Raw genomic sequence first — 18,841 nt, forward strand, 5'->3', positions numbered from 1 at the left:
CAGACTGCCTCTGCGGAAAGACACTGGATTGCTTCGCTCCGCTCGCAATGACGGAGAGGACCGTGGACTGGTCTTCACCTCTCCCCGTAAGAACGGGGAGAGGGAGAAGACCCTAACGTCGTCCCTTCACCTCGAGCGGCACGGCCGCCTCGTACTTCGAATTGTGCAGCACCAATGACGTGCGCACGTTGCGGACATGCGGTGCCGCCGTCAGATGCGTGACGAAATCCTGGAAGGTCGCCATGTCGGGTGCGACGCATTTCAGGATGAAATCGACCTCGCCGGACAGCATCCAGCATTCCCGCACCAGGGGCTCGGCGCGGACGAACTCCTCGAACGCGCGCAAATCCGCTTCGGCCTGGCTGGACAGGTGCACGGCGGCGAAAACGGTCACGTCGAAGCCCAGCTTGCGTGCGTCCAGGAGGCCGCGATAGCCGTGGATGTAACCCTCCTCCTCCAGCGCCCGGACGCGGCGCAGACAGGGGGGCGGCGAGATGCCGACGCGCTTGGCCAGTTCGACATTGGTGATTCGACCGTCGGCCTGAATCTCGGTGAGAATTTTCAGGTCGATCTCGTCTAGGTTCCGCGACACGTGATTGGAACTCCTGGCCTTTGCGGCGGTATTGGGTGGACTTGTCGAAATCCTCATAGCCCAATCCGCACCGCCGGCGCAATTTTATTGCGCGTGCAGCGCAATCGACTTTTGTTCCCTGTTGGAAAAATCCGCCGATAGGGAATGCAATTCTTGCATGGCTCGCCAGATTGCTTAGATTAGCTCTGATATTTCAGCGCCTCCGCTAGGCCTCCCGGCACATTCCGCGCCCGCGCTGCAAATTCCCCGTGAAAGGCGTCCATCGAAATGTCCGCTCCTGTTCATGCAAAGGTCGTCATCATCGGCTCCGGCCCGGCTGGCTACACCGCCGCGATCTACGCCGCGCGCGCGATGCTTGAGCCGATCCTGATCCAGGGCATCCAGCCCGGCGGCCAGCTCACCATCACGACCGACGTCGAGAACTATCCAGGCTTCGCCGACGTGATCCAGGGCCCCTGGCTGATGGAGCAGATGGAGAAGCAGGCGGTCCATGTCGGCACCAAGATCGTCTCCGACCTGGTGACCAAGCTGGAGACGGCGCAGCGGCCGTTCCGCCTCACCTGCGATTCTGGCGACGTCTATCTCGCCGAGACCGTGATCCTGGCCACCGGCGCGCAGGCGCGCTGGCTCGGGCTGCCGTCGGAAGCCAAGTTCCAGGGCGGCGGCGTGTCAGCCTGCGCCACCTGCGACGGCTTCTTCTACCGTGGCAAGGAGGTGATCGTGGTCGGCGGCGGTAACACCGCGGTCGAGGAAGCACTGTACCTCACCAACCATGCCTCGCAGGTCACGATCGTACATCGTCGCGATCATTTCCGGGCCGAGCGCATCCTGCAGGAGCGCCTGTTCAAGCACCCGAAGATCAAGGTGATCTGGGACGCCGCCGTCGACGAGATCTGCGGCACCGAGAACCCCAACAAGGTCACCCATGTCCGGCTCAAGAACGTCAAGACCGGCGCGCTCACGGACGTCAAGGCCGACGGCATCTTCATCGCCATCGGGCATGCGCCGGCCACCGAGCTCGTCAAGGATCAGGTCAAGCTGAAACCCTCCGGCTATATCGAGGTCGCCCCGAACTCGACCGCGACCTCGGTGCCCGGCCTGTTCGCCGCCGGCGACGTCGCCGACGAAACCTATCGCCAGGCCGTGACGGCCGCCGGCCTCGGCTGCATGGCCGCACTCGAAGCCGAACGTTTCTTGGCCCTTCGCGCCAGCGAGCGCGCGGCAGCGGAATAGAATCATGCCCCGAACACGCGACGGATTTACGGATATGGACTGGGACAAGCTGAAGGTGTTTCACGCCGCGGCGGAAGCGGGCAGCTTCACGCATGCGGGCGAGCAGCTCGGCCTGTCGCAATCGGCGGTGTCGCGCCAGGTCTCGGCGCTGGAGCAGGAGCTCTCGGTCTCGCTGTTCCACCGCCACGCCCGCGGCCTGATCCTTACCGAGCAGGGCGACCTGTTGTTCCGCACGGCGCATGACGTGTTCATGCAGCTGCAGGCGGCGCGCGCCAAGCTGACCGACAGCCGCGAACGGCCGAGCGGCGATCTCAAGATCACCACCACGCCCGGCGTCGGCATCAACTGGCTGATCCCGCGGCTCGGCGAATTCACCGCGCTCTATCCGGAGATCCGCATCTCGCTGATCGTCACCGACGAGGAGCTCGATCTGTCGATGCGCGAGGCTGATGTCGCGATCCGCACCCGCAAGCCGACGCAGCCGGATCTGATCCAGCGCAAGCTGTTCGCGATGGGCTTCCACGCCTATTGCTCGCCGGAATACATCAAGCGCTTCGGCACGCCGCGCACGCTGGAGGAGCTCGACTCCCACCGCATCATCACGCTCTCGGACGGCAACTTCGCGCCGCACCTGCAGAACCGCAACTGGCTGATCGAAGCCGGGCGCAACGGCTCGGGTCCGCGCGAGGCCTATTTCAAGGTCAACAACATCCTCGGTCTCGTGCGCGCCTGCGCGCAGGGCCTCGGCATCGCCGCCCTGCCCGATTACCTGGTCGAGGAGCAGAGCAAGCTCGTGCAGCTGTTCGGCGAGTCGGACTCGATCCAGCTCGACACCTACTTCGTCTATCCCGAGGAGTTGAAGACGGTCGCGCGCGTGCAGGTGTTCCGTGACTTCGTGGTGAGCAAGGCGCAACGCTGGCCGTCCTGATTTCCGCATGACTGACATGCGGCCTCGGCTGTTGCTGCAAGGCACTCGGCAAGCCCATAATGTTTGTACGCTGAGCCTTCGCGTTGCGCATTTGTCCCCCTCCTCCAGTGGCGCGGGAGTTCAGTAATCCCTCTTGGAAGGTGATTGTGTCGGCCTCACGTGGCCAATACCTAAGCCGGGCCCTCGGGTCCGGCTTTTTTTCGTCAAAATGTGCTTCGCTCTCCGCGTGTGTTGACAGTTCCGCGCATACCCCGCATCATTCGCCCATGATCACGAAGTCGTGCGCAATCGTTTCGAAAAAGGGCCCCCATCCCGGGGCCTCGGAATATTGCGCGCGCTAAGCTGACTTCGTCATCGCGAGCCAATCCCGAAAACCCCGCCGCCTGGACGGGGTTTTTTCATGTGCCCTCCGTCTCAGGCATTTTTCCCGAGAAGGAGATGGAAACATGACCGGACTACGAGACCAATTGCACGGGCTGTGGTTGCCGCTGGTGACGCCGTTCCAGGACGGCGCGCTGGACGAGAGGTCGCTGCGGCGGCTGACCCGGCACTATTGCGCGCACGGCATCGACGGCCTCATCCTGGGCGCGACCTCCGGTGAAGGCATGACACTGCGCGCGGCCGAGCTCGAACGTCTCGTCGCCGTGGTGCGCGAGGAGATGGCGACCGCCGGCCGCAACTTGCCGATCTGCCTCGGACTGTCCGGTGCGGACACCTCGCGTCTGCAAGAGCGCCTCGACGAGACCGCGGACTGGCCGATCGACGGTTACCTGATCGCCAGTCCCTATTATGTGCGGCCGTCGCAGCGCGGCCTGCTGGCGCATTTCGAGACGCTCGCCGACCACGCCGCATGGCCGATCGCGCTCTACAACATTCCCTATCGCTGCGCCGTCAACATCACCAACCAGACCATGCTGCGCCTTGCCGAGCACAAGAACATCGTCGGCCTGAAGGATTGCGGCGCGAGCCGGGAGCAATCGATCGCGCTTTTGCGCGACCGGCCGAAGGGCTTTCGCGTGCTCACCGGCGAGGACGCCAATTTCTTCGAGGCACTCAGTGACGGCGCCGACGGCGGCATCGTGCTCTCAGCCCATGTCGAGACCGCAACGTTTGCGGCAATCTATAGCGAGCACAAGCGCGGCAACCACGATGCGGCGCTGGCGCGCTGGCACGAGGTCGCCGAGCTGACGCGGCTGTTGTTCGCCGAGCCGAGCCCCGCGCCGGCGAAGTACTGGCTGTGGCGATCCGGCCTGATCGACAGCCCGGAGGTGCGCCTGCCGATGGTGGAAGTGAGCAGCGAACTCGCGGCAACGATCGATCGCGAGATCGAGCGACGGATGACGATCGCGGCGTAGTTTTCTCTCCGTGCACGCTGCTCTTCCTTCTCCCCTTGTGGGAGAAGGTGGCGCGAAGCGCCGGATGAGGGGTTTTCTCCAAGCGCAAGACTGTTTGTGTGGAGACAGACCCCTCACCCGTCTCGCCGCTCCGCGGCGAGCCACCCTCTCCCACAAGAGGAGAGGGTGAAGCGTGCCCGTTTGGTTAACCGCGCCCCAACGGCCTTCGCAGCTGCTGCAATCCGTATCCACGTCTCGTTTACGCAATCGCGCCTATCGTTCTGTCCAAAGTTACCGAAGGGGAAATGACCATGGGGTATCGCACCCGGCCTACGGCCGCGAGCCAGTTCGCGCCCGCCGATCTCTTGAAGGGAATTCTCGTCGTCTCGTCGTTCGGGTTCTGGGCCGTGATGCTCGGCCTGATGCCGGTGCTGCTGTTTCGCGTCTGGCTGGTCGGCTGAAGCTGCGCGCGCAGGATGGTTAATCCGTGGTAGCACCTGTGTTCAAAATGCACGGGCAGATGTGATCCGGATCTTAAAACATCGCTGCTATCACTGACGTCCATAAGCGAAGAAATCGCGGGGGCGTTTGTGAATAGTCAGAATGAAATGGCGTCGCATTTCGACGCCGAACAGCAGGGCTTCAGCACCGAGGACATTCTCTGGGCCGTCGGCATCTGGTCGGTGATCCTGACTCTGTCGCCGGTCATCGTGTTCTACATGCTGATGGTAGCGTGAGCGAAATCAGAAACGCAAAACGCGCGGACTTCCCGCGCGTTTTTCGCCGTTCGACATGATCAATGAAAATTAAGCTGCCTGTTTGTGCATTGCGCCGGAGGCCGACGCGGTGCCGCGGATAGCCTTCACCGAACGCTCGATCGCCGCCCACAGTCTTGCGATTTCCTGAGCCGCACGGCTCTCGGCCTGATATTCGCGCGCGCCTTCGCCGTGGCTGAGCGCCATCAACAAATCCGAACGATTGGTGATCTGGCCGCCCCACACCGGAGCGCGGAATTTCGCCAGTGCTTCGCGGGCGATGGTCACGATCGGGCTTTCGGCTTCGTCGCGCTTGGCCGGGGCACCGTTGAGCACGACCGCGTAGGGCTTGCGCGCGGCGCGACACATCTGGATGGTTTCCTGCACGGCGTTGACGTCGAACACGCCGGGACGCGCCGGGATGACCACCATGGTGGCGTTCTTGATCGCGTCGTCGACGACGGCCGACAGGTTCGGCGGCGTGTCGATCAACACCCATTCATAACCGTCGCGCTTGGCCGCGGAGACGATGCCGCTGACGGAGTTGACGGCAGCCTTGATCGGGGGCTCGTTGGTGCCGCGGAGCTTGTGCCACAGCGTCAGGGAGCCCTGCGGATCGGCGTCAACCAGCATGACCTGCTTGCTCGCCTTGATCTGCGCGGCGAGATGCGCGGCGAGGGTACTCTTGCCCGAACCGCCTTTACGTGATGCGAAAACAATGACGTTCATACCTTCCGCCTCCAGATTGACCCCAGGCCGCGAAAATGAATCAGCGCGCTGATTCGTGAAAGAAAAATTTGTCGGGAGCTGCGCGACAGCCACGAAATAACAAGACGTGTTGGCTTTTGAGTCACACTGCTTCGCAGGACGGAGACACGGGCCGCATCGAAATGCCGCTCGGGCGCGCGTCTGTGCGTTTTTTGAGCAATGCGCGGGACAAAAGCGGAATGCAACCTTGCCGCGCAACCTGCCGCGCGCTTTCTTTTCAGGGGCGCACGCCCGTCAATCGATGCAAGCCTTCCGGCGTCGTGCGAACAAAACGAGTCCGCAATCTGTCGCGAAGCCGATGTCAGGGCCGGAACGAGGAAAGCGCGCGATGGCGCGGCTTTGGTCGCTGGGCGCTCAGCCTTGGCTGGATTTCTTCTTCGGCGCCGGCTTGGCGGTCTTCTTCGCAGCCTTGGGCGCGATCTGGGTCGGCTTGCCGGCGCGCTGCTCGCGCGGCGCCGGTCCGCGGCGGAAGAACACCGCGCATTGCGGCGAGAGCTGCGCCTTCTTCTTGATCATGCAGGCGGTGATGGCATCGACGTTCGGGACGAACTCACCGCACAGCCGCATCGCGTCCGGCGTGCAGGCCTGCTGCTCCTCCTGGGTGTAGGCGAAACCGGCGCGCGGCAGCGCCAGGATGGCCAGGGCAAGCGCGAGGCTTGCAACGGCCACGGGCTTTGCAAAGGACTTGAAGCGAAACGCCGGCATCGATCCCCCCCATCACGAGTCAGCGCGAATAGTGGGTGAACGGCGGTTCGTTGGCAACCGAGGGCAAGTGCGAAAGCCGGCACGTGTGCGCTCTCGGCAACAGGTCAGGGGCCTTGGCAGTTCCGGGAAACGAAACGAAGGCGCCGTTGTCGGCCCCAAACCAAAAGTGCGAAAACAACCCCATGCACAGTAGCCAAGTCATTGCAAACACTCAGGTCGCCAAATTTTAGGATTTTTCGAAGCCAAATTTGACTTGTCGGGCAAAACAGGGGCATCATGTCACCCTCAAGAAGATGCGCGTGGGGTGGCCGGCCTGTCTCCTGCGCTGGTCGAAAAGCGCACACGAGGAGGACAATCACATGACGGGGAATGAAGCGGAGCTGCCGCTGTCGGGTGTGACGGTGGTTTCGCTGGAGCAGGCGATCGCGGCGCCGCTGGCGAGCCGGCATCTCGCCGATTGGGGCGCGCGGGTGATCAAGATCGAGCGGCCGGGCAGCGGCGATTTCTGCCGCGACTACGATCACGTCATGAACGGCATGTCGAGCCAGTTCGTCTGGACCAACCGTTCCAAGGAAAGCCTTGCGATCGACATCAAGAGTCCCGAGGGCCGCAAGGTGCTCGACGCCCTGCTGCCGCGGGCGGACGTGTTCATCCAGAACCTCGCGCCGGGCGCGGCGGAGCGACTCGGCCTCGATGCCGCTTCGCTGCTGCGCAGATTTCCGCGGCTGATTGCCTGCGACGTCTCGGGCTATGGCACTGATGGCCCCTACAGCGACAAGAAGGCCTATGATCTCCTGGTGCAGTGCGAGGCCGGCGTGCTCGCCATCAACGGCACGGAGGCCGAGCCGGCCAAGGTCGGGCTTTCCGTCGTCGATATCGCCACCGGCATGTACATCCTCAACGGCGTGCTGATGGCGCTATATCGGCGCGAACGGACCGGCAAGGGCACGGCGTTCCAGGCCTCGCTGTTCGATTCCATCACGGACTGGATGAGCTATCCCGCCTTCTACACCGAGAGTACGGGCCGGCCGCTGCCGCGCACCGGCGCCAAGCATGCGACGATCGCGCCTTACGGCCCGTTCCGCGTCGGCGACGGCAACACCATTTTCTTCGGCATCCAGAACGACCGGGAATGGCGGTCGCTGTGCCGCATCGTGCTGGGCGACCCCGACTTCGCCGACGACCTGCGCTTCCGCACCAATCCGCTACGCATGCAGAACCGCGACGAGCTGCAAGCGCATATCGAGCGGCGCTTTGCCTCGATGACCAGCGAGGAGGTGCTGCGGCTGCTGGACGAAGCCGCGATCGCGAATGCGCACCTGAACTCGGTCGAGGCGTTCCTGCAGCATGAGCAGCTGCATGCCCGCGCGCGGGTGAGAAGCGTGGGATCGCCGTGCGGGCCGGTGATGAGCTTCCTGCCCGCGCTCACCATTCCCGGCGTGACGCCGCGGATGGATCCGGTGCCTGATGTCGGCGAGCACAACGAGAAGATCCTCGGCGAACTTGGCCTCGTTAAGGGAACGTGAGAATGGCCTCGCAGCGCCCGACGCGGGCTTATCTCGCCGTTCCCGCGCATCGCGCCCGTGTCGTCGACAAGGCGGCGGCATCATCGGCGGACGCGGTGTTCATGGACCTCGAAGACGCCGTGCCGCCCGCGGAGAAGGGCGTTGCGCTGACGGAAGCCGCCCGCGCGCTGTCCTCGCTCGACTGGGGCAGCAAGCACGTCGCGGTCAGGCTCAATGCCGTCGACAGCCCGTTCATCGCAGAGGAGATCCGCAGCTTGGCGGCCCTGCCCCGGCTGGATGCTTTGATCGTGCCGAAGGCGGAGCGGTTGAGTGACATCGTTGCCATCGCCGGTCAGCTGCACGCGGCCGCGCCCGATCGGGCCGCGCCTGTTACGCTCGAGCTGCTGATCGAGACCGCGCTCGGCCTCGTCAATGTCGACGCCCTCGCCGCGTGCCACGACAGCGTGGCCGCGCTGCATCTCGGCGTCGGCGACCTCGCAGCCTCGCTCGGCGCCCGCACCTCCGACATCGGCATTTCGCCGGATGGTTATCGTCATGTCGGATCAGCTCAAAGCGGCTACGCCGCCGCGCCGCTCGACCTGTTCGCCTATCCGATGATGCGCCTGCTGGTCGCCGCTCGCGCGCACGGCCTGCGCGCGATCGATGGCCCCTGCGGCGCGTTCCGCGATGCTGGACTGACCGAGGCCAGCGCGCAAAAGGCCGCTGCGATGGGCTTCGACGGCAAGCAGGTGATCCATCCCGACCAGATCGAGCCGACGCTGCGCGCGTTCACGCCCTCGGCCGAGGAGCTGGCCCAGGCGCGGCGGATCGTCGAAGCCATGGAGCAGGCCGAGGCGCTGGGACAGGGCGCGGTGACGCTGGACGGCAAGATGATCGACTACGCCAATGTGCGCATGGCGCGGAGGATCATTGGGCTGGGGTCGTAGGGACCGAAACGCGCGCTCAGGCGGTGTCGCTGTACAGCCAGCTAACGGGCCTGGATCGCGCCACGCTGAGCAATCGCAGCACGATTGCAATCACTTTGCCTTTGCACGCAAAGGTCGCTAGGCTGCCCCGATACACATTGCAGGGAGGGGGCACATGGCGAACCGCGAAGACATGCTTGCATTGATCAGGGCCGGCTACGCCGCGCGCGATGGCGGTGACACCGATAGCCTGGTGACGGCCTTTCATCCCGAGGGCGCATTCACCCTGATGGGCGACAAGGGTGCGCTCGAATTGACAGGACGCATACAGGGCCACCCGACCCTGCGCGAAGCTTTCCATCAATTCACCGAAGGCTTCGGCTTCGAAGGCCGCGAGATCCTCGCCGAGCTGGTCGACGGCGATCGCGTCGCTGTCCACTCCCGCGTCACCGTGCGATACCACCCGACCGGCAAAGCGGTCAGCACCGAGATCGTGGACCTGTTCACATTTCAGGATGGCAAAATCGCGGAGCTGGTCGAGTTTGCGGATACGGCGCAGATCAAGGCGATGATCTCCTGACCTGCGAGATGGATGAAGCGTCCTCGCGCTACGCCAGAAGATGAAGGTCAGTCGGCTCTGGGTCTGCACCCGCTGCCGTCAACATCGCGTGCACCTGACCTCGATGGTGGGTCTGGTGATTGAAGAGTTGAACAGCCACGAGCGTCTTTGGTTTCTCGATCCGAGTCGAACCGTCTGCAGGATACCAAACGAGCATCCCGTTCAGATCCGCGTCGCGCAATCGCGCTGACCACGCTTCGATTTCCTCGTTCCGTTGCAAGCGGAGCGCCTTGAAGGCCTCCCAATCCGAGGGATTTGCGAGGGAGTGCTTGATGGTTTGCTCTGGACGCGCATTCCCTTTCAGCCGCTCCAGTATGAGGGCATCAGCCCAATAGAGATGGTTCAACGTAGCTGCAATCGACCGGAAGAACGCCCCTCGATCCTTCCAGCGATCCTCGTGGGTCAGCCGGTCGGCGGCAGCTACCAAAGAGGCGTTCTGCCAAATGTTGTAGCGGGACATAAGCCGGCAGTATTCGGCTGAGATCATTTTCTCAGGCTCCAAAGATTGTCGATGCTGGCTGATCTCGGGATGTTGCCCCAGACGTGAGGCAGCTACAGTACCGTGACAGTCCAGAAAATTGGCCTTCGCCAGTGGTCTAATGAACGCCCCACGAAATCGGGGTTTGGTGCACTGTCACCGTAGGGGGGAGGTAGCGCCGCGCCGACAGAAACTCAGCTGCTGGTTTACGGTGCTCGGCATGACCAATCGAGAGCGAGTATTCTGACTTTAGCCTAGGCAGCCCAGTCCATGATCGCGTCGATGAAGGTCTGAGCCTGGCGGATCGCGTCGAGCCTCGTCGCACAGACACCGACCGACACTGTTCGGCCCTTTCCGACAGTCCACTTCCAACCAGCCGGGTAGCTCATCTCAACGACCGAGAAGCTTACGCCGCGATGTTCCACGGAGAACCTCCGCCAACATGTTGCTGTGTCTGAAAAGGCTACTCCAAATGGCGAATTTGTCCAGCCGAACGCAGGCCCACAATTCGATCGCGCGGCTTGATATAAGTGTTCAGGAGCAGACTTTCCGGGAAACTCAGGCGGCTCGCGTAGTACTGCGCGAGGTTAGGGTGACCGCGGGCGGTGACAAGATCGATCTCGCCCGATGTTGTGCAGTTTCGTGCACTATCACCGAAATATCCGTTCATGCTGGCCAAGCTGCCGGGCCTGCCGCCGATCGCCGCCGGCGCCATCGTGCTTTTCGCGGCGATGCCGCCCGGTGCGAACGCGTACATCTTCGCCATGCAGTATCAGCGGCGGGTGAAACCGGCGTTGGGCGCAGTGGCGCTGGGCGCCCTGCTGGCGGCGACGACGCTGCCGGTGATGGTGTGGGTGGTGGCGGGGTGAGGCGTCAAAGGCTTTGCCGGCGACGCCTCACGGCCTCGCTGCGCCCAATCCATCATCAGCGCAGGCCGAAGAACGAGAGCACCGCAGCAATCACGACGATCAGCCCGATGATATAGATGATACCGTTCATAGCTCAGCTCCCTCAGCGTTGTCAGTCCTGCCGCAGCTACAAACACCTGGGGTCGTGAAAAGGTTCGCCGGTGCTCGCCGCCGTTTTCTTGCAGTATCGGGGAACGAAAACGAACGATGCTGCTTCGGCGCGCTGGAGCCCTCGCACCACCCGCGATAGTTTTGCGTTTACACGCAAAGGTCGCTAGTCTGCCTGATACGTTGTAGGGAGGGTAACATGGCACAGCGCGAAGACATGCTCGCAACGATCCGGCACGCCTACGCCGCGCGCGGCGACGATGACGTCGAGGGCTTGGTGACGACCTTTCATCCCGAGGGCGCATTCACTTTGAAGGGCGACAAGAGCACGCTCGAACTGGCAGGAAGCGTGCAGGGTCACCCAGCCCTACGAGGGGTTTTCGGTGAATTGATCAAGAACTTCGGCTTCGAAAACCGCAAAATCCTGGCCGAGCTGGTCGACGGTGATCGCGTCGCGGTCCATTCCCGCCTTGACGTCCGCTACCATCCAACTGGCAAGACGTTCAGTACCGAGCTTTTGGACCTGTTCAGATTTCAGGATGGCAAGATCGTCGAGCTGATCGAGTTTGCGGATACGGCGCAGGTCAAGGCGATGATCTCCTGAAGGACGATGAAGTTCGATTTGCTTCAGAGCGGGCAGCAAGCCGCCATATGAGTGGGCAGAGCACTGGCGGCCCTGCCCACCATGTTCGAACGTCGACTTGTTCTGCCATCTCGAGCCTGGATGCCTCGATGTCGAGCGCTTCTCGACCTCTGTGTGGTTCGCAGTGTACCTGCACGCCGGCTTACTGCTTCGGTTCAGCTCGCGCTTCCAGCCCGCGAAGCTGTGTCCCGACAGTCAAGTCACCGATCTTACGGCCCATGTCCTTTCCGACCTCCGTCGAGAAACGGTAATGGAAACCGGCATAGATGCGGGCATTTGCGACCTCATCGCTGTAATCCTGGAGCTTGGTCCATTTGCGAGTCACCCCTGGCGCAGTGGGGCTGGTCATCGTTAGCTCTCCGACCTCGTCGCCCGCGATGGACCGGAGAACCGTGGACACCGCCGCCGATACGATGCAGTGGGCGCAGGGGTATTCGGGATGCATCGGCGTTTCACCCAGCGGCAACCAAGACGCTTCGCGTGGCGTCATCGGGTTGTGCGTGATGTCCGCGTTGCGTATGGCCGTTACAGGCCGCCAGAAGTTGTAATGATACTTCGCATCAAGGACGGCAACGATTGCGTCGTTCGCAGCGATCTCGGTGAGGGCGAAGAGGCGCGAGCAGTCAACGACGTCCATGTGCTTGGCCAAGGCGACCTGCCGGACGATTGGATTGAAGCTGGGAGGCCCGACCAGAAACCAGACTCGTCCGATCGCGGTCTGCTCTGCCGTTCGGGTGGTGCTGTTGCGAGCGCCGAGCTCCCGAATTTCGTTGACGTCTCTGGTCCAGGTCTCGGAATCAAGCGCCGGAGGTGGCGCTGGACGGAATTGTGAGACCGATGTCATGACCCAAGGGGACATTATTCCAGCCGTCGTGCCGATCGGCACCACGGTCGGCACATAGGCCCCCGGGGCTGTATAGGGACGATAAGTCTCCTGGACATCATTGCCGTCATCCCTGCGCAACGCCATCACGCCGGAAGCGGCCACCTTTCCAAGCTCGATTCCCTTCGCCTTTCCCTCCGTGTCCGGAATGCCGGAAAGCGATGCAATCAATGCCGCATCGAGGGCAGCTTTTTGGTCCGGATAGATCGTCAGAAGAATGTTGTAAGCCGCAGTCGACGCTGCGGCTTCCTTGGACGTGGAGCGGTCTGCCACGAGATCCAGCTTGTATGGCGTGTATCGCCTGTCGATCGCGTTCACGGCCTCGAACATGGCAACGTGAAGCATCGACATCGTGCGGGCCTGTGGCACAGGCAGCACCTTCTTTTCAGCGGCAATCGCATCTGCTTTCGCATTCCAGTCCATGATGACATCGGCACGCGCAGTGCCGATGCAAACTGCAAGAGTGGCGATGATCAGGAATGGAGATTTCGTTGCAAGAAACGTCTTCATCTTCATGCTCCTCGTTGTTTCAACAGAGAGCGACATCTTGTACGGACGAGCCGCACAAGAACGTAGAAGTGCAGAACGATCTTAAGGTCGCAGCCAGCCGGCTGCTGTGAAACAGTTTACACCCGTCCTCGCTTTCGTCGAAAAGAGTTTGAGGCGCGCCCCAAACAGTAAGATCGACTGGCTTACCTGATGCACGACCTGCAATCTCGGCAGTCTTCCGAACAATCATCACATCCTTTGCGCATTCGGGCTCGCCGACGGCGCTGATCAATCTCGGCATCTGTTTGTTTCGCGCGAGGTGAAGAGCGAGCGGCAGAGCATTTTTGGTGATGCGCGCGCTCGAGCTTGCGGCAATGCCGGCCTCTGCATTCCTGTTTGCAAGACTGCTCGACCTGCCGCCGATCGCCGGCGTCATCGTGCTGTTCGCGGCGATGCCGACCGGCGCAATGCGTACATTTGCGCCGTGCAGTATCAGCGGATGGTGAACCCGGTGTCGGGCGCAGTGGCGCTGGGCACGCTGCTGGCGGCGGTGACGTTACCGGTGGTGGTGTGGGTGGTGGCGCGCTAGCGCTGAGCCTGAGGTTTGCGTCTCGAGTTGAGGCCGGAAACTGGCGTTCCTAAGAAGTGCGAAGCGCAACTCGGGAAAGCATCGAAAGAGCGCGGCAAGTTTGGCTCCGCCGCAAACTTATTGTTTCCACTCGCTGCCACGCCGCGTCGTTCGGCGATTTCGAGACGCAGTCCGTCAGTTCTTGACGATCTGGAGATCGCCGGGAGTGGCTTTGCCTTAGGATCCCGTCGAGAGGCTCGCCGATCTGTTTAAGCCGCGGCCGTAGGGAGCGCGCCACTCAAACGGTCGAGCAAATAGCGACCGATGCTAACTGGTTGATCCCGCTGGTACAGTTGGGTGGGCTCGAACCACCGACCTCCTGTTCCACAGACAGGCGCTCTAACCAACTGAGCTACAACTGCATCCTTGCGAGCCGCGCCTTGGGGCTGCCTGAAAAGGCTCATCGCCGAGGGGGCTGGACGGGGCGGAAACTAGGTGCAACGGCCCGGTTTGGCAAGGCCGCAATGGGGTGAAAAACCGGGTGAAATCATCGTCGGCGCGGGGAAATCGGGCGCGGTGGGGAGACCTCGCATATGACCCCGACGATTGGGGCGTTCTAGGTCCCACATCGTCATGGCCGGGCTTGTCCCGGCCATCCACGGCTTCTGCCCGCGGCCCCAAGAACGTGGATGCCCGGGCCTTCGCCGCGCCGAAGCGGCTTCGGCCGCGCAGGCGGGACAAGCCCGGGCATGACGACCTTCCCAAATGCGAAGCGGGAGAGGCGAAGAAAAAACCCGGGCCTCTCGACCCGGGTTTCGCATCTCACACCGATCCGCTCCGCTCAGGCGGCGGGCGGATAATACTTCGAGGCGCTGGCCTTGATCGGCTCGGCGGTCTCATTGGCGACGCGCTGGGTGAGCTCGACCAGCTCCTTGGCCTGGGCCTGGAAGGTCTCGAGCTGCTTGCGGGCGTGGCCGGTCCACAGCTCCATCGCTTCGGTCGGCGACTTGGCGCCGAACAGCTGCTGGGCGAAGTCGAGCTGGGCGTTCGAATTGGCCTTCATGAACTCGACCAGCTTGGCGGTGTACTCGCTTGCGCCCTTGGAGGCCGAGGTGAACACGGCCTCGACGGTGCCGTTGTGGGTCTCGGCGGCGTCCTTGAACTTGGCGTAGTTCTCGCGGGCCTGCGCCGCGCCCTTCTCGGCGAACGCACGCACCTGCTCGGGAACCTCGAACGGGATGATCGAGGCAGAAAACGGATCAGTCGCACCTGTCATGTTGGTCCCTCACGCAAATTGAAAAAATGGAGTGAGCCTTTCTGGCGCGCCCGCCGGCCCCGACCATGGGCCCTGCGCATTGAGCGGGTACGAAGACTGGAAACGCGAAACAAAGGTGATGGCTCGCCCAGCGCCAGAATTATGGCTGCCTATCATGTCAACATTGTGCATCGCAACGCGGCAGAGGGGTGCGATGCGAAATTTAATCTCGGGGAGGATGAGGTTCCGGTATGGGGGAACCGGGGGTTGAGGTAGTGGGATGCGCCCGGCAACACACGCGCTCTTCCTGGAGGGGTCCGGGACGAGCGTAGCTCGTCCGTAGGTCGATCGCGCGCAGCGCGAGCGGGGTGGAGTGATCTCTCCACTCGGGGACCGCCTGTGGGGAGAGACTTTCACCCCACCTCGGTTCGCTCTCCGCTTCGCTGCGTGCGAACCGATCCACGGGCGAGCTACCCTCGTCCCGGACCCTCCAGGGGAGGATGGGCACCGTAGATGCCGCGAGCCCTGCGTCTCTTCGCAAGCGCCCACGCCTTGAATCCCTTGGATGCAACGTCGGCTCGGCTTGCGGGGTTGGCGGGATTAAGGTTATCGCCGCTTGGGGGACGCTTGCGGGCGTTGGGCCGTGGACCTGGTCGCGCCTTCCGGGCGATACTAACCCTTTCTTAAGGCTGTCATTCCCGGCAGCCGCCACTCGTGAAGCGTGAGATGCAGCCGGCCTGATGACGCGTTCGGATTTCCAGTTGCGAGGGGTGGGCGATCCGCGGCTGGCCGTGCATGCGACCTCTGCCCTGCCGGTCTGGCTCTGGTCGACCGACGGCGCGCGCGTGCTGTGGGCCAATCCGGTCGGCGCAAAACTGTTCGGCGCGGCCAACAGCGCCGGCCTTGCGGACAAGGTGTTCGGCCCCGCCGACAGCCATCGCCGCCAAATCGTCAGGCTCGCCCCCCAGCTGCCGGCGAACGGCACGGTGCGGCTGCAGCGGCTGCGCGGCTTCGGCGCCCGGTTAGGGGCGCTGATGACCTGTGCTTGCGCGCGGCTCGACTTTGCCGACGGCAGTCACGCCGTGCTCGTCATCGCCATGGACCCGACGCTGCGCACCATGCCGCTGGTGGAGCGGCTGCATCGGCTGGTCGCCGGCGCCAAGGTGCCGATGGCGGCGTTCGCGCCGGACGGGCTGTTCGTCGGCGCGAGCGAGGCCGCGCGCTCCCTGCTCGGCTTTCGCGATCTATTCGAGGCCGGGCTCGACCGCGCCCGCAGCGATGCGCTGGCAACCGGCCGCGCCGCGACGCCGATCGGCATCGGCCAGATGGTGCTGCAGCGGGTCGGCAGCGGCGCCGATATCGGCCTGGTCGCGCTGATCGATCCCGCCGCGGCCACAGCGGCGCGCGAGGCCGCGCCCGACGTGACGCCCGCGCAGCCTCCGGCCGCGGTGCCGGAGGACGCACAGCCTGCGCCAGACGAGGCATCGTCTGCGATTGCGCTGTTCGACGCATTCACTGAGCCGGCCGAACCGCCCGCCGAGACGATTGCGCCGACGCCGGAGCCGGTCGTCCCCGCGGCGGCCAAAACTCCGGTTGAAAACCAGCCGCAAGCCATTGTGTCGCCGCAGCCCGCGCCGATCAATGCAGGCATGGTCGAGCCGACTTCGGGCCAGGACTCTGCTAGCCACCAAGAGCCGCCCGCACCGCGTCAGCATCCGCTGCGCTTCCTCTGGCAGATGGATGAAGAGGGCCGCTTTGTGCTCGGCTCCGATGAATTCATCCGCCTGATGGGCACGCATACGGCCGCCGGCTTCGGCCGCCCCTGGCGCGAGATCGCCGAGGAATTCTCGCTCGATCCCGAGGGGCGCGTGGCGAAGGCGCTCGAAAGCAAGGATACCTGGGCCGGCATCACAGTGAACTGGCCGGCCGACGGCGGCGAGCACATTCCGGTCGAGCTCGCGGGCCTGCCGGTCTACGACCGCAACCGTGAATTCGCCGGCTTCCGCGGCTTCGGCGTCTGCCGCGATCTCGACGCGCTCAACCGGCTCGAGGCGCTCAGGCGCTTCGAGCTGCTGGTCGAGCCGCCGGCACAGGATCGCTCCACTGAGGCCGTCGCGTTCGATGCGGAGCCCGAGCCTGAAGCGGCGGCGGAAGCTGAGGCGGAGGGCGAAGCAGAGGCACCGCCGATCGCGCCATCCGAGCCTGAGCCGCAAGCCGAGCCTGAACCGCAAGCCGAACCCGACCTGCCAGAGCCCACAAGCGAGACTTCACACCCAACCGAACTGGACACGCCCGTGGAAACGCCTCCCAATGTCGTGCCGTTCCGCGTCGCCGGCGATACGCGGCCGCCGACGCTGACGCCGGTCGAGAACAGCGCGTTCAACGAGCTCGCGCGGCAATTGTCCGAGCGGCTCGAACGCGAGCGCGAGACCATCACGACCGACGCGGCCGGACCAGTGGCGGAGACCAGCGCCGAAGCACCGGAGCCGGAGCCGCCGCAGGCCGCCGCCGAATGGCTGACCGAGCCCGCACCGCCGCCGCGCGGGATGAGCGCGCGCGACCGCACGCTGCTCGACCTGTTGCCGACGGGCATCCTGATCTACCGGCTCGACCGCCTGCTCTACGCCAATCCCGCCTTCCTCGCGCGCATGGGCTATGACGGCCTGAACGCGCTGGAGCATGCCGGCGGGCTGGATGCGCTCTATGTCGAGCCGGGCGTGTCGGCGGCCAGCAGCACCACGCAAGGCGGCACGCCTGTGACGATCAGCGCGACAATCGCGAACGGCGAAACGCCGCCGCCCGCGACGGAAGCGCATCTGCACACGATCGAGTGGGACGGCGACAGCGCGCATGCGCTGATCTGCGCGCTGCCGCAGGCGGCGCCGATCGCGGCGGCTGCCGTCGCAGAGACCGTGGTGGCCGCAGAGCCTGACGCCGCGGACGCGGAGCCCGCGGCCGGCGATGCCGATGCCGAGGATCTCGCCGCCATCCTCGACACCACGGCCGAGGGCATCGTGATGTTCGACGCCGAAGGCAACATCCACGCCTGCAACCGCAGCGCGGAGGCGCTGTTCGGCTATGACGGCGAGGCGCTGCTGCAGCAGAATTTGCTGACGCTGTTCGCCCCCGAGAGCCAGCAGATCGTCGCCGATTATCTGGAAAGCCTGAAGAGCCAGGACATCGCGAGCCTGCTCGATCACGGCCGCGAGGTGCTGGGCCGCGAGAAGAAGGGCGGCGTCATTCCGCTCGCGATGATCATGGGCCGCACGCGCCCCGACGGGCCGAACTTCTTCGCCGTGTTCCGCGATCTCTCGCACGCCAAGAAGGGGGAGAGCGAATTGACGAAGGCCCGCCGCCTCGTCGACGGCGCGGCCAACGCCAAGGCCGACATGCTGGCGCGGATCAGCCACGAGATCCGCACGCCGCTCAACGCCATCATCGGCTTTGCCGAGGTGATGATCTCCGAGCGCTTCGGCGCGCTCGGCAACGAGCGCTACGGCGAATACATGAAGGACATCCGCGCTTCCGGCGAGCGCGTCATCGCCATCATCGACGACCTCCTGGAGCTGTCGCGGATCGAGACCGGCAAGCTCGACCTGAATTTCGCGAACTTGAACCTGAACGATTTGGTCGAGGCCTGCGTGACGGTGATGCAGCCGCAGGCCAACCGCGAGCGCATCATCATCCGCACCTCGCTCGCCCATGCGCTGCCGCAGGTGAGCGTCGATGCGCGCGCGATGCGGCAGATCACCATGAACCTGATCTCGAACTCGATCCGGCTCGCCAGCGCCGGCGGCCAGGTCATCGTCTCGACCGCGCTGACCGATCGCGGCGAGATCGCGCTTCGCATCCGCGACACCGGCCATGGCCTTTCCGAGCGCGAAGTCGCCGCCGCGATGGAGCCGTTCCGCACGCCGCCGCCGGGCGATGCCGCCGACAGCTCGGCGCTGAGCCTGTCGCTGACCAAAGCGCTGGTCGAAGCCAACCGCGCCCGGTTCAACATCAAGAGCGCCGGCCACGGCACGCTGATCGAGGTGGTGCTCGCGCCCGCGCTGGCGGGGGCGTAGGGCGCGGCACGCTCAAGTCGTCATTCCGGGGCGCGCCTCTTGGCGCGAGCCCGGAATCCATCGATCCGCATCAATGG

19 protein-coding genes and 1 tRNA gene are annotated in these 18,841 nt (G+C 64.1%); 12 read left to right on the forward strand and 8 right to left on the reverse strand.

The window, feature by feature from the left end:
• Positions 1-112: 112 nt before the first annotated feature.
• Positions 113-592, reverse strand: a complete 480-nt coding sequence (locus I6F33_RS23580; protein WP_008135853.1) for an Lrp/AsnC family transcriptional regulator — start codon at positions 590-592, stop codon at positions 113-115.
• Between the two features lie 267 nt (positions 593-859).
• On the opposite strand from I6F33_RS23580, the gene trxB reads away from it, so the two are divergent.
• The 5 genes from trxB to I6F33_RS23605 all read left to right on the forward strand — a co-directional run bounded on the left by trxB (position 860) and on the right by I6F33_RS23605 (position 4,824).
• The gene (gene trxB / locus I6F33_RS23585) at positions 860-1,825 is read left to right on the forward strand and encodes a thioredoxin-disulfide reductase (RefSeq protein ID WP_036009535.1); all 966 of its coding nucleotides are present in this window, start codon (positions 860-862) and stop codon (positions 1,823-1,825) included.
• A 4-nt stretch (positions 1,826-1,829) separates the two neighbouring features.
• Complete coding sequence (locus tag I6F33_RS23590; RefSeq protein ID WP_025032176.1) at positions 1,830-2,753, forward strand: LysR family transcriptional regulator; 924 nt, start codon at positions 1,830-1,832, stop codon at positions 2,751-2,753.
• Between the two features lie 446 nt (positions 2,754-3,199).
• A complete protein-coding gene (locus I6F33_RS23595) occupies positions 3,200-4,108 on the forward strand; it encodes a 4-hydroxy-tetrahydrodipicolinate synthase (RefSeq protein WP_225142200.1) in 909 nt (302 codons plus the stop codon).
• 290 nt (positions 4,109-4,398) lie between these two features.
• On the forward strand, positions 4,399-4,548 hold the full coding sequence (locus I6F33_RS23600) for a hypothetical protein (RefSeq protein WP_167361666.1): 150 nt from the start codon (positions 4,399-4,401) through the stop codon (positions 4,546-4,548).
• A 129-nt stretch (positions 4,549-4,677) separates the two neighbouring features.
• Positions 4,678-4,824: a hypothetical protein gene (locus I6F33_RS23605; RefSeq protein ID WP_197424417.1), complete on the forward strand. Its 147-nt coding sequence runs from the start codon at positions 4,678-4,680 to the stop codon at positions 4,822-4,824.
• Positions 4,825-4,893: 69 nt separating this feature from the next.
• Here the strand turns inward: I6F33_RS23605 and I6F33_RS23610 are convergent, their stop codons facing one another.
• Together I6F33_RS23610 and I6F33_RS23615 are read right to left on the reverse strand one after the other, a co-directional pair.
• The gene (locus I6F33_RS23610; RefSeq protein WP_025032179.1) at positions 4,894-5,571 is read right to left on the reverse strand and encodes a ParA family protein; all 678 of its coding nucleotides are present in this window, start codon (positions 5,569-5,571) and stop codon (positions 4,894-4,896) included.
• A gap of 393 nt (positions 5,572-5,964) precedes the next feature.
• Positions 5,965-6,315 (reverse strand): hypothetical protein, encoded by a 351-nt coding sequence (locus I6F33_RS23615; protein ID WP_225126779.1) that lies wholly within the window; start codon positions 6,313-6,315, stop codon positions 5,965-5,967.
• A 359-nt stretch (positions 6,316-6,674) separates the two neighbouring features.
• On the opposite strand from I6F33_RS23615, the gene I6F33_RS23620 reads away from it, so the two are divergent.
• The 3 genes from I6F33_RS23620 to I6F33_RS23630 all read left to right on the forward strand — a co-directional run bounded on the left by I6F33_RS23620 (position 6,675) and on the right by I6F33_RS23630 (position 9,326).
• Positions 6,675-7,841, forward strand: a complete 1,167-nt coding sequence (locus tag I6F33_RS23620) for a CaiB/BaiF CoA-transferase family protein (RefSeq protein ID WP_225142201.1) — start codon at positions 6,675-6,677, stop codon at positions 7,839-7,841.
• Positions 7,842-7,843: 2 nt separating this feature from the next.
• Positions 7,844-8,767: a CoA ester lyase gene (locus I6F33_RS23625; RefSeq protein ID WP_225144280.1), complete on the forward strand. Its 924-nt coding sequence runs from the start codon at positions 7,844-7,846 to the stop codon at positions 8,765-8,767.
• A gap of 154 nt (positions 8,768-8,921) precedes the next feature.
• Positions 8,922-9,326, forward strand: coding sequence for a nuclear transport factor 2 family protein (locus I6F33_RS23630; RefSeq protein WP_225114083.1), 405 nt, complete (start codon positions 8,922-8,924; stop codon positions 9,324-9,326).
• 28 nt (positions 9,327-9,354) lie between these two features.
• On the opposite strand, the gene I6F33_RS23635 is transcribed toward I6F33_RS23630, so the two are convergent.
• Together I6F33_RS23635 and I6F33_RS23640 are read right to left on the reverse strand one after the other, a co-directional pair.
• The gene (locus tag I6F33_RS23635) at positions 9,355-9,852 is read right to left on the reverse strand and encodes a DinB family protein (RefSeq protein ID WP_225114084.1); all 498 of its coding nucleotides are present in this window, start codon (positions 9,850-9,852) and stop codon (positions 9,355-9,357) included.
• A gap of 454 nt (positions 9,853-10,306) precedes the next feature.
• Entirely contained in the window at positions 10,307-10,513 is a 207-nt protein-coding gene (locus tag I6F33_RS23640; RefSeq protein WP_225144281.1) for a hypothetical protein, read from the reverse strand.
• Between I6F33_RS23640 and I6F33_RS23645 the strand changes: the two genes are divergently transcribed.
• Together I6F33_RS23645 and I6F33_RS23650 are read left to right on the forward strand one after the other, a co-directional pair.
• Positions 10,512-10,712, forward strand: a complete 201-nt coding sequence (locus I6F33_RS23645) for an AEC family transporter (protein ID WP_225114085.1) — start codon at positions 10,512-10,514, stop codon at positions 10,710-10,712. The genes I6F33_RS23640 and I6F33_RS23645 overlap by 2 nt on opposite strands.
• Before the next feature lie 346 nt (positions 10,713-11,058).
• Positions 11,059-11,463 carry a nuclear transport factor 2 family protein gene (locus I6F33_RS23650; RefSeq protein ID WP_036040132.1) on the forward strand — a complete coding sequence of 135 codons (405 nt, stop codon included), beginning with the start codon at positions 11,059-11,061 and terminating at the stop codon, positions 11,461-11,463.
• A 181-nt stretch (positions 11,464-11,644) separates the two neighbouring features.
• Here I6F33_RS23650 and I6F33_RS23655 read toward each other — a convergent pair whose 3' ends face one another.
• Positions 11,645-12,895, reverse strand: coding sequence for a vanadium-dependent haloperoxidase (locus tag I6F33_RS23655; RefSeq protein WP_225114086.1), 1,251 nt, complete (start codon positions 12,893-12,895; stop codon positions 11,645-11,647).
• 329 nt (positions 12,896-13,224) lie between these two features.
• Here I6F33_RS23655 and I6F33_RS23660 point away from each other — a divergent pair, with 329 nt between their 5' ends.
• Positions 13,225-13,380 (forward strand): hypothetical protein, encoded by a 156-nt coding sequence (locus I6F33_RS23660; RefSeq protein WP_225144282.1) that lies wholly within the window; start codon positions 13,225-13,227, stop codon positions 13,378-13,380.
• A gap of 407 nt (positions 13,381-13,787) precedes the next feature.
• On the opposite strand, the gene I6F33_RS23665 is transcribed toward I6F33_RS23660, so the two are convergent.
• Together I6F33_RS23665 and I6F33_RS23670 are read right to left on the reverse strand one after the other, a co-directional pair.
• Positions 13,788-13,864 (reverse strand) — tRNA-His (locus tag I6F33_RS23665).
• Between the two features lie 419 nt (positions 13,865-14,283).
• The gene (locus I6F33_RS23670; protein WP_225144283.1) at positions 14,284-14,718 is read right to left on the reverse strand and encodes a phasin; all 435 of its coding nucleotides are present in this window, start codon (positions 14,716-14,718) and stop codon (positions 14,284-14,286) included.
• 719 nt (positions 14,719-15,437) lie between these two features.
• On the opposite strand from I6F33_RS23670, the gene I6F33_RS23675 reads away from it, so the two are divergent.
• Complete coding sequence (locus tag I6F33_RS23675; protein ID WP_225144284.1) at positions 15,438-18,764, forward strand: PAS domain S-box protein; 3,327 nt, start codon at positions 15,438-15,440, stop codon at positions 18,762-18,764.
• Positions 18,765-18,841 lie beyond the last annotated feature (77 nt).

The organism is Bradyrhizobium sp. BRP20 (genome assembly GCF_020194215.1).
Classification (GTDB): domain Bacteria; phylum Pseudomonadota; class Alphaproteobacteria; order Rhizobiales; family Xanthobacteraceae; genus Bradyrhizobium; species Bradyrhizobium yuanmingense.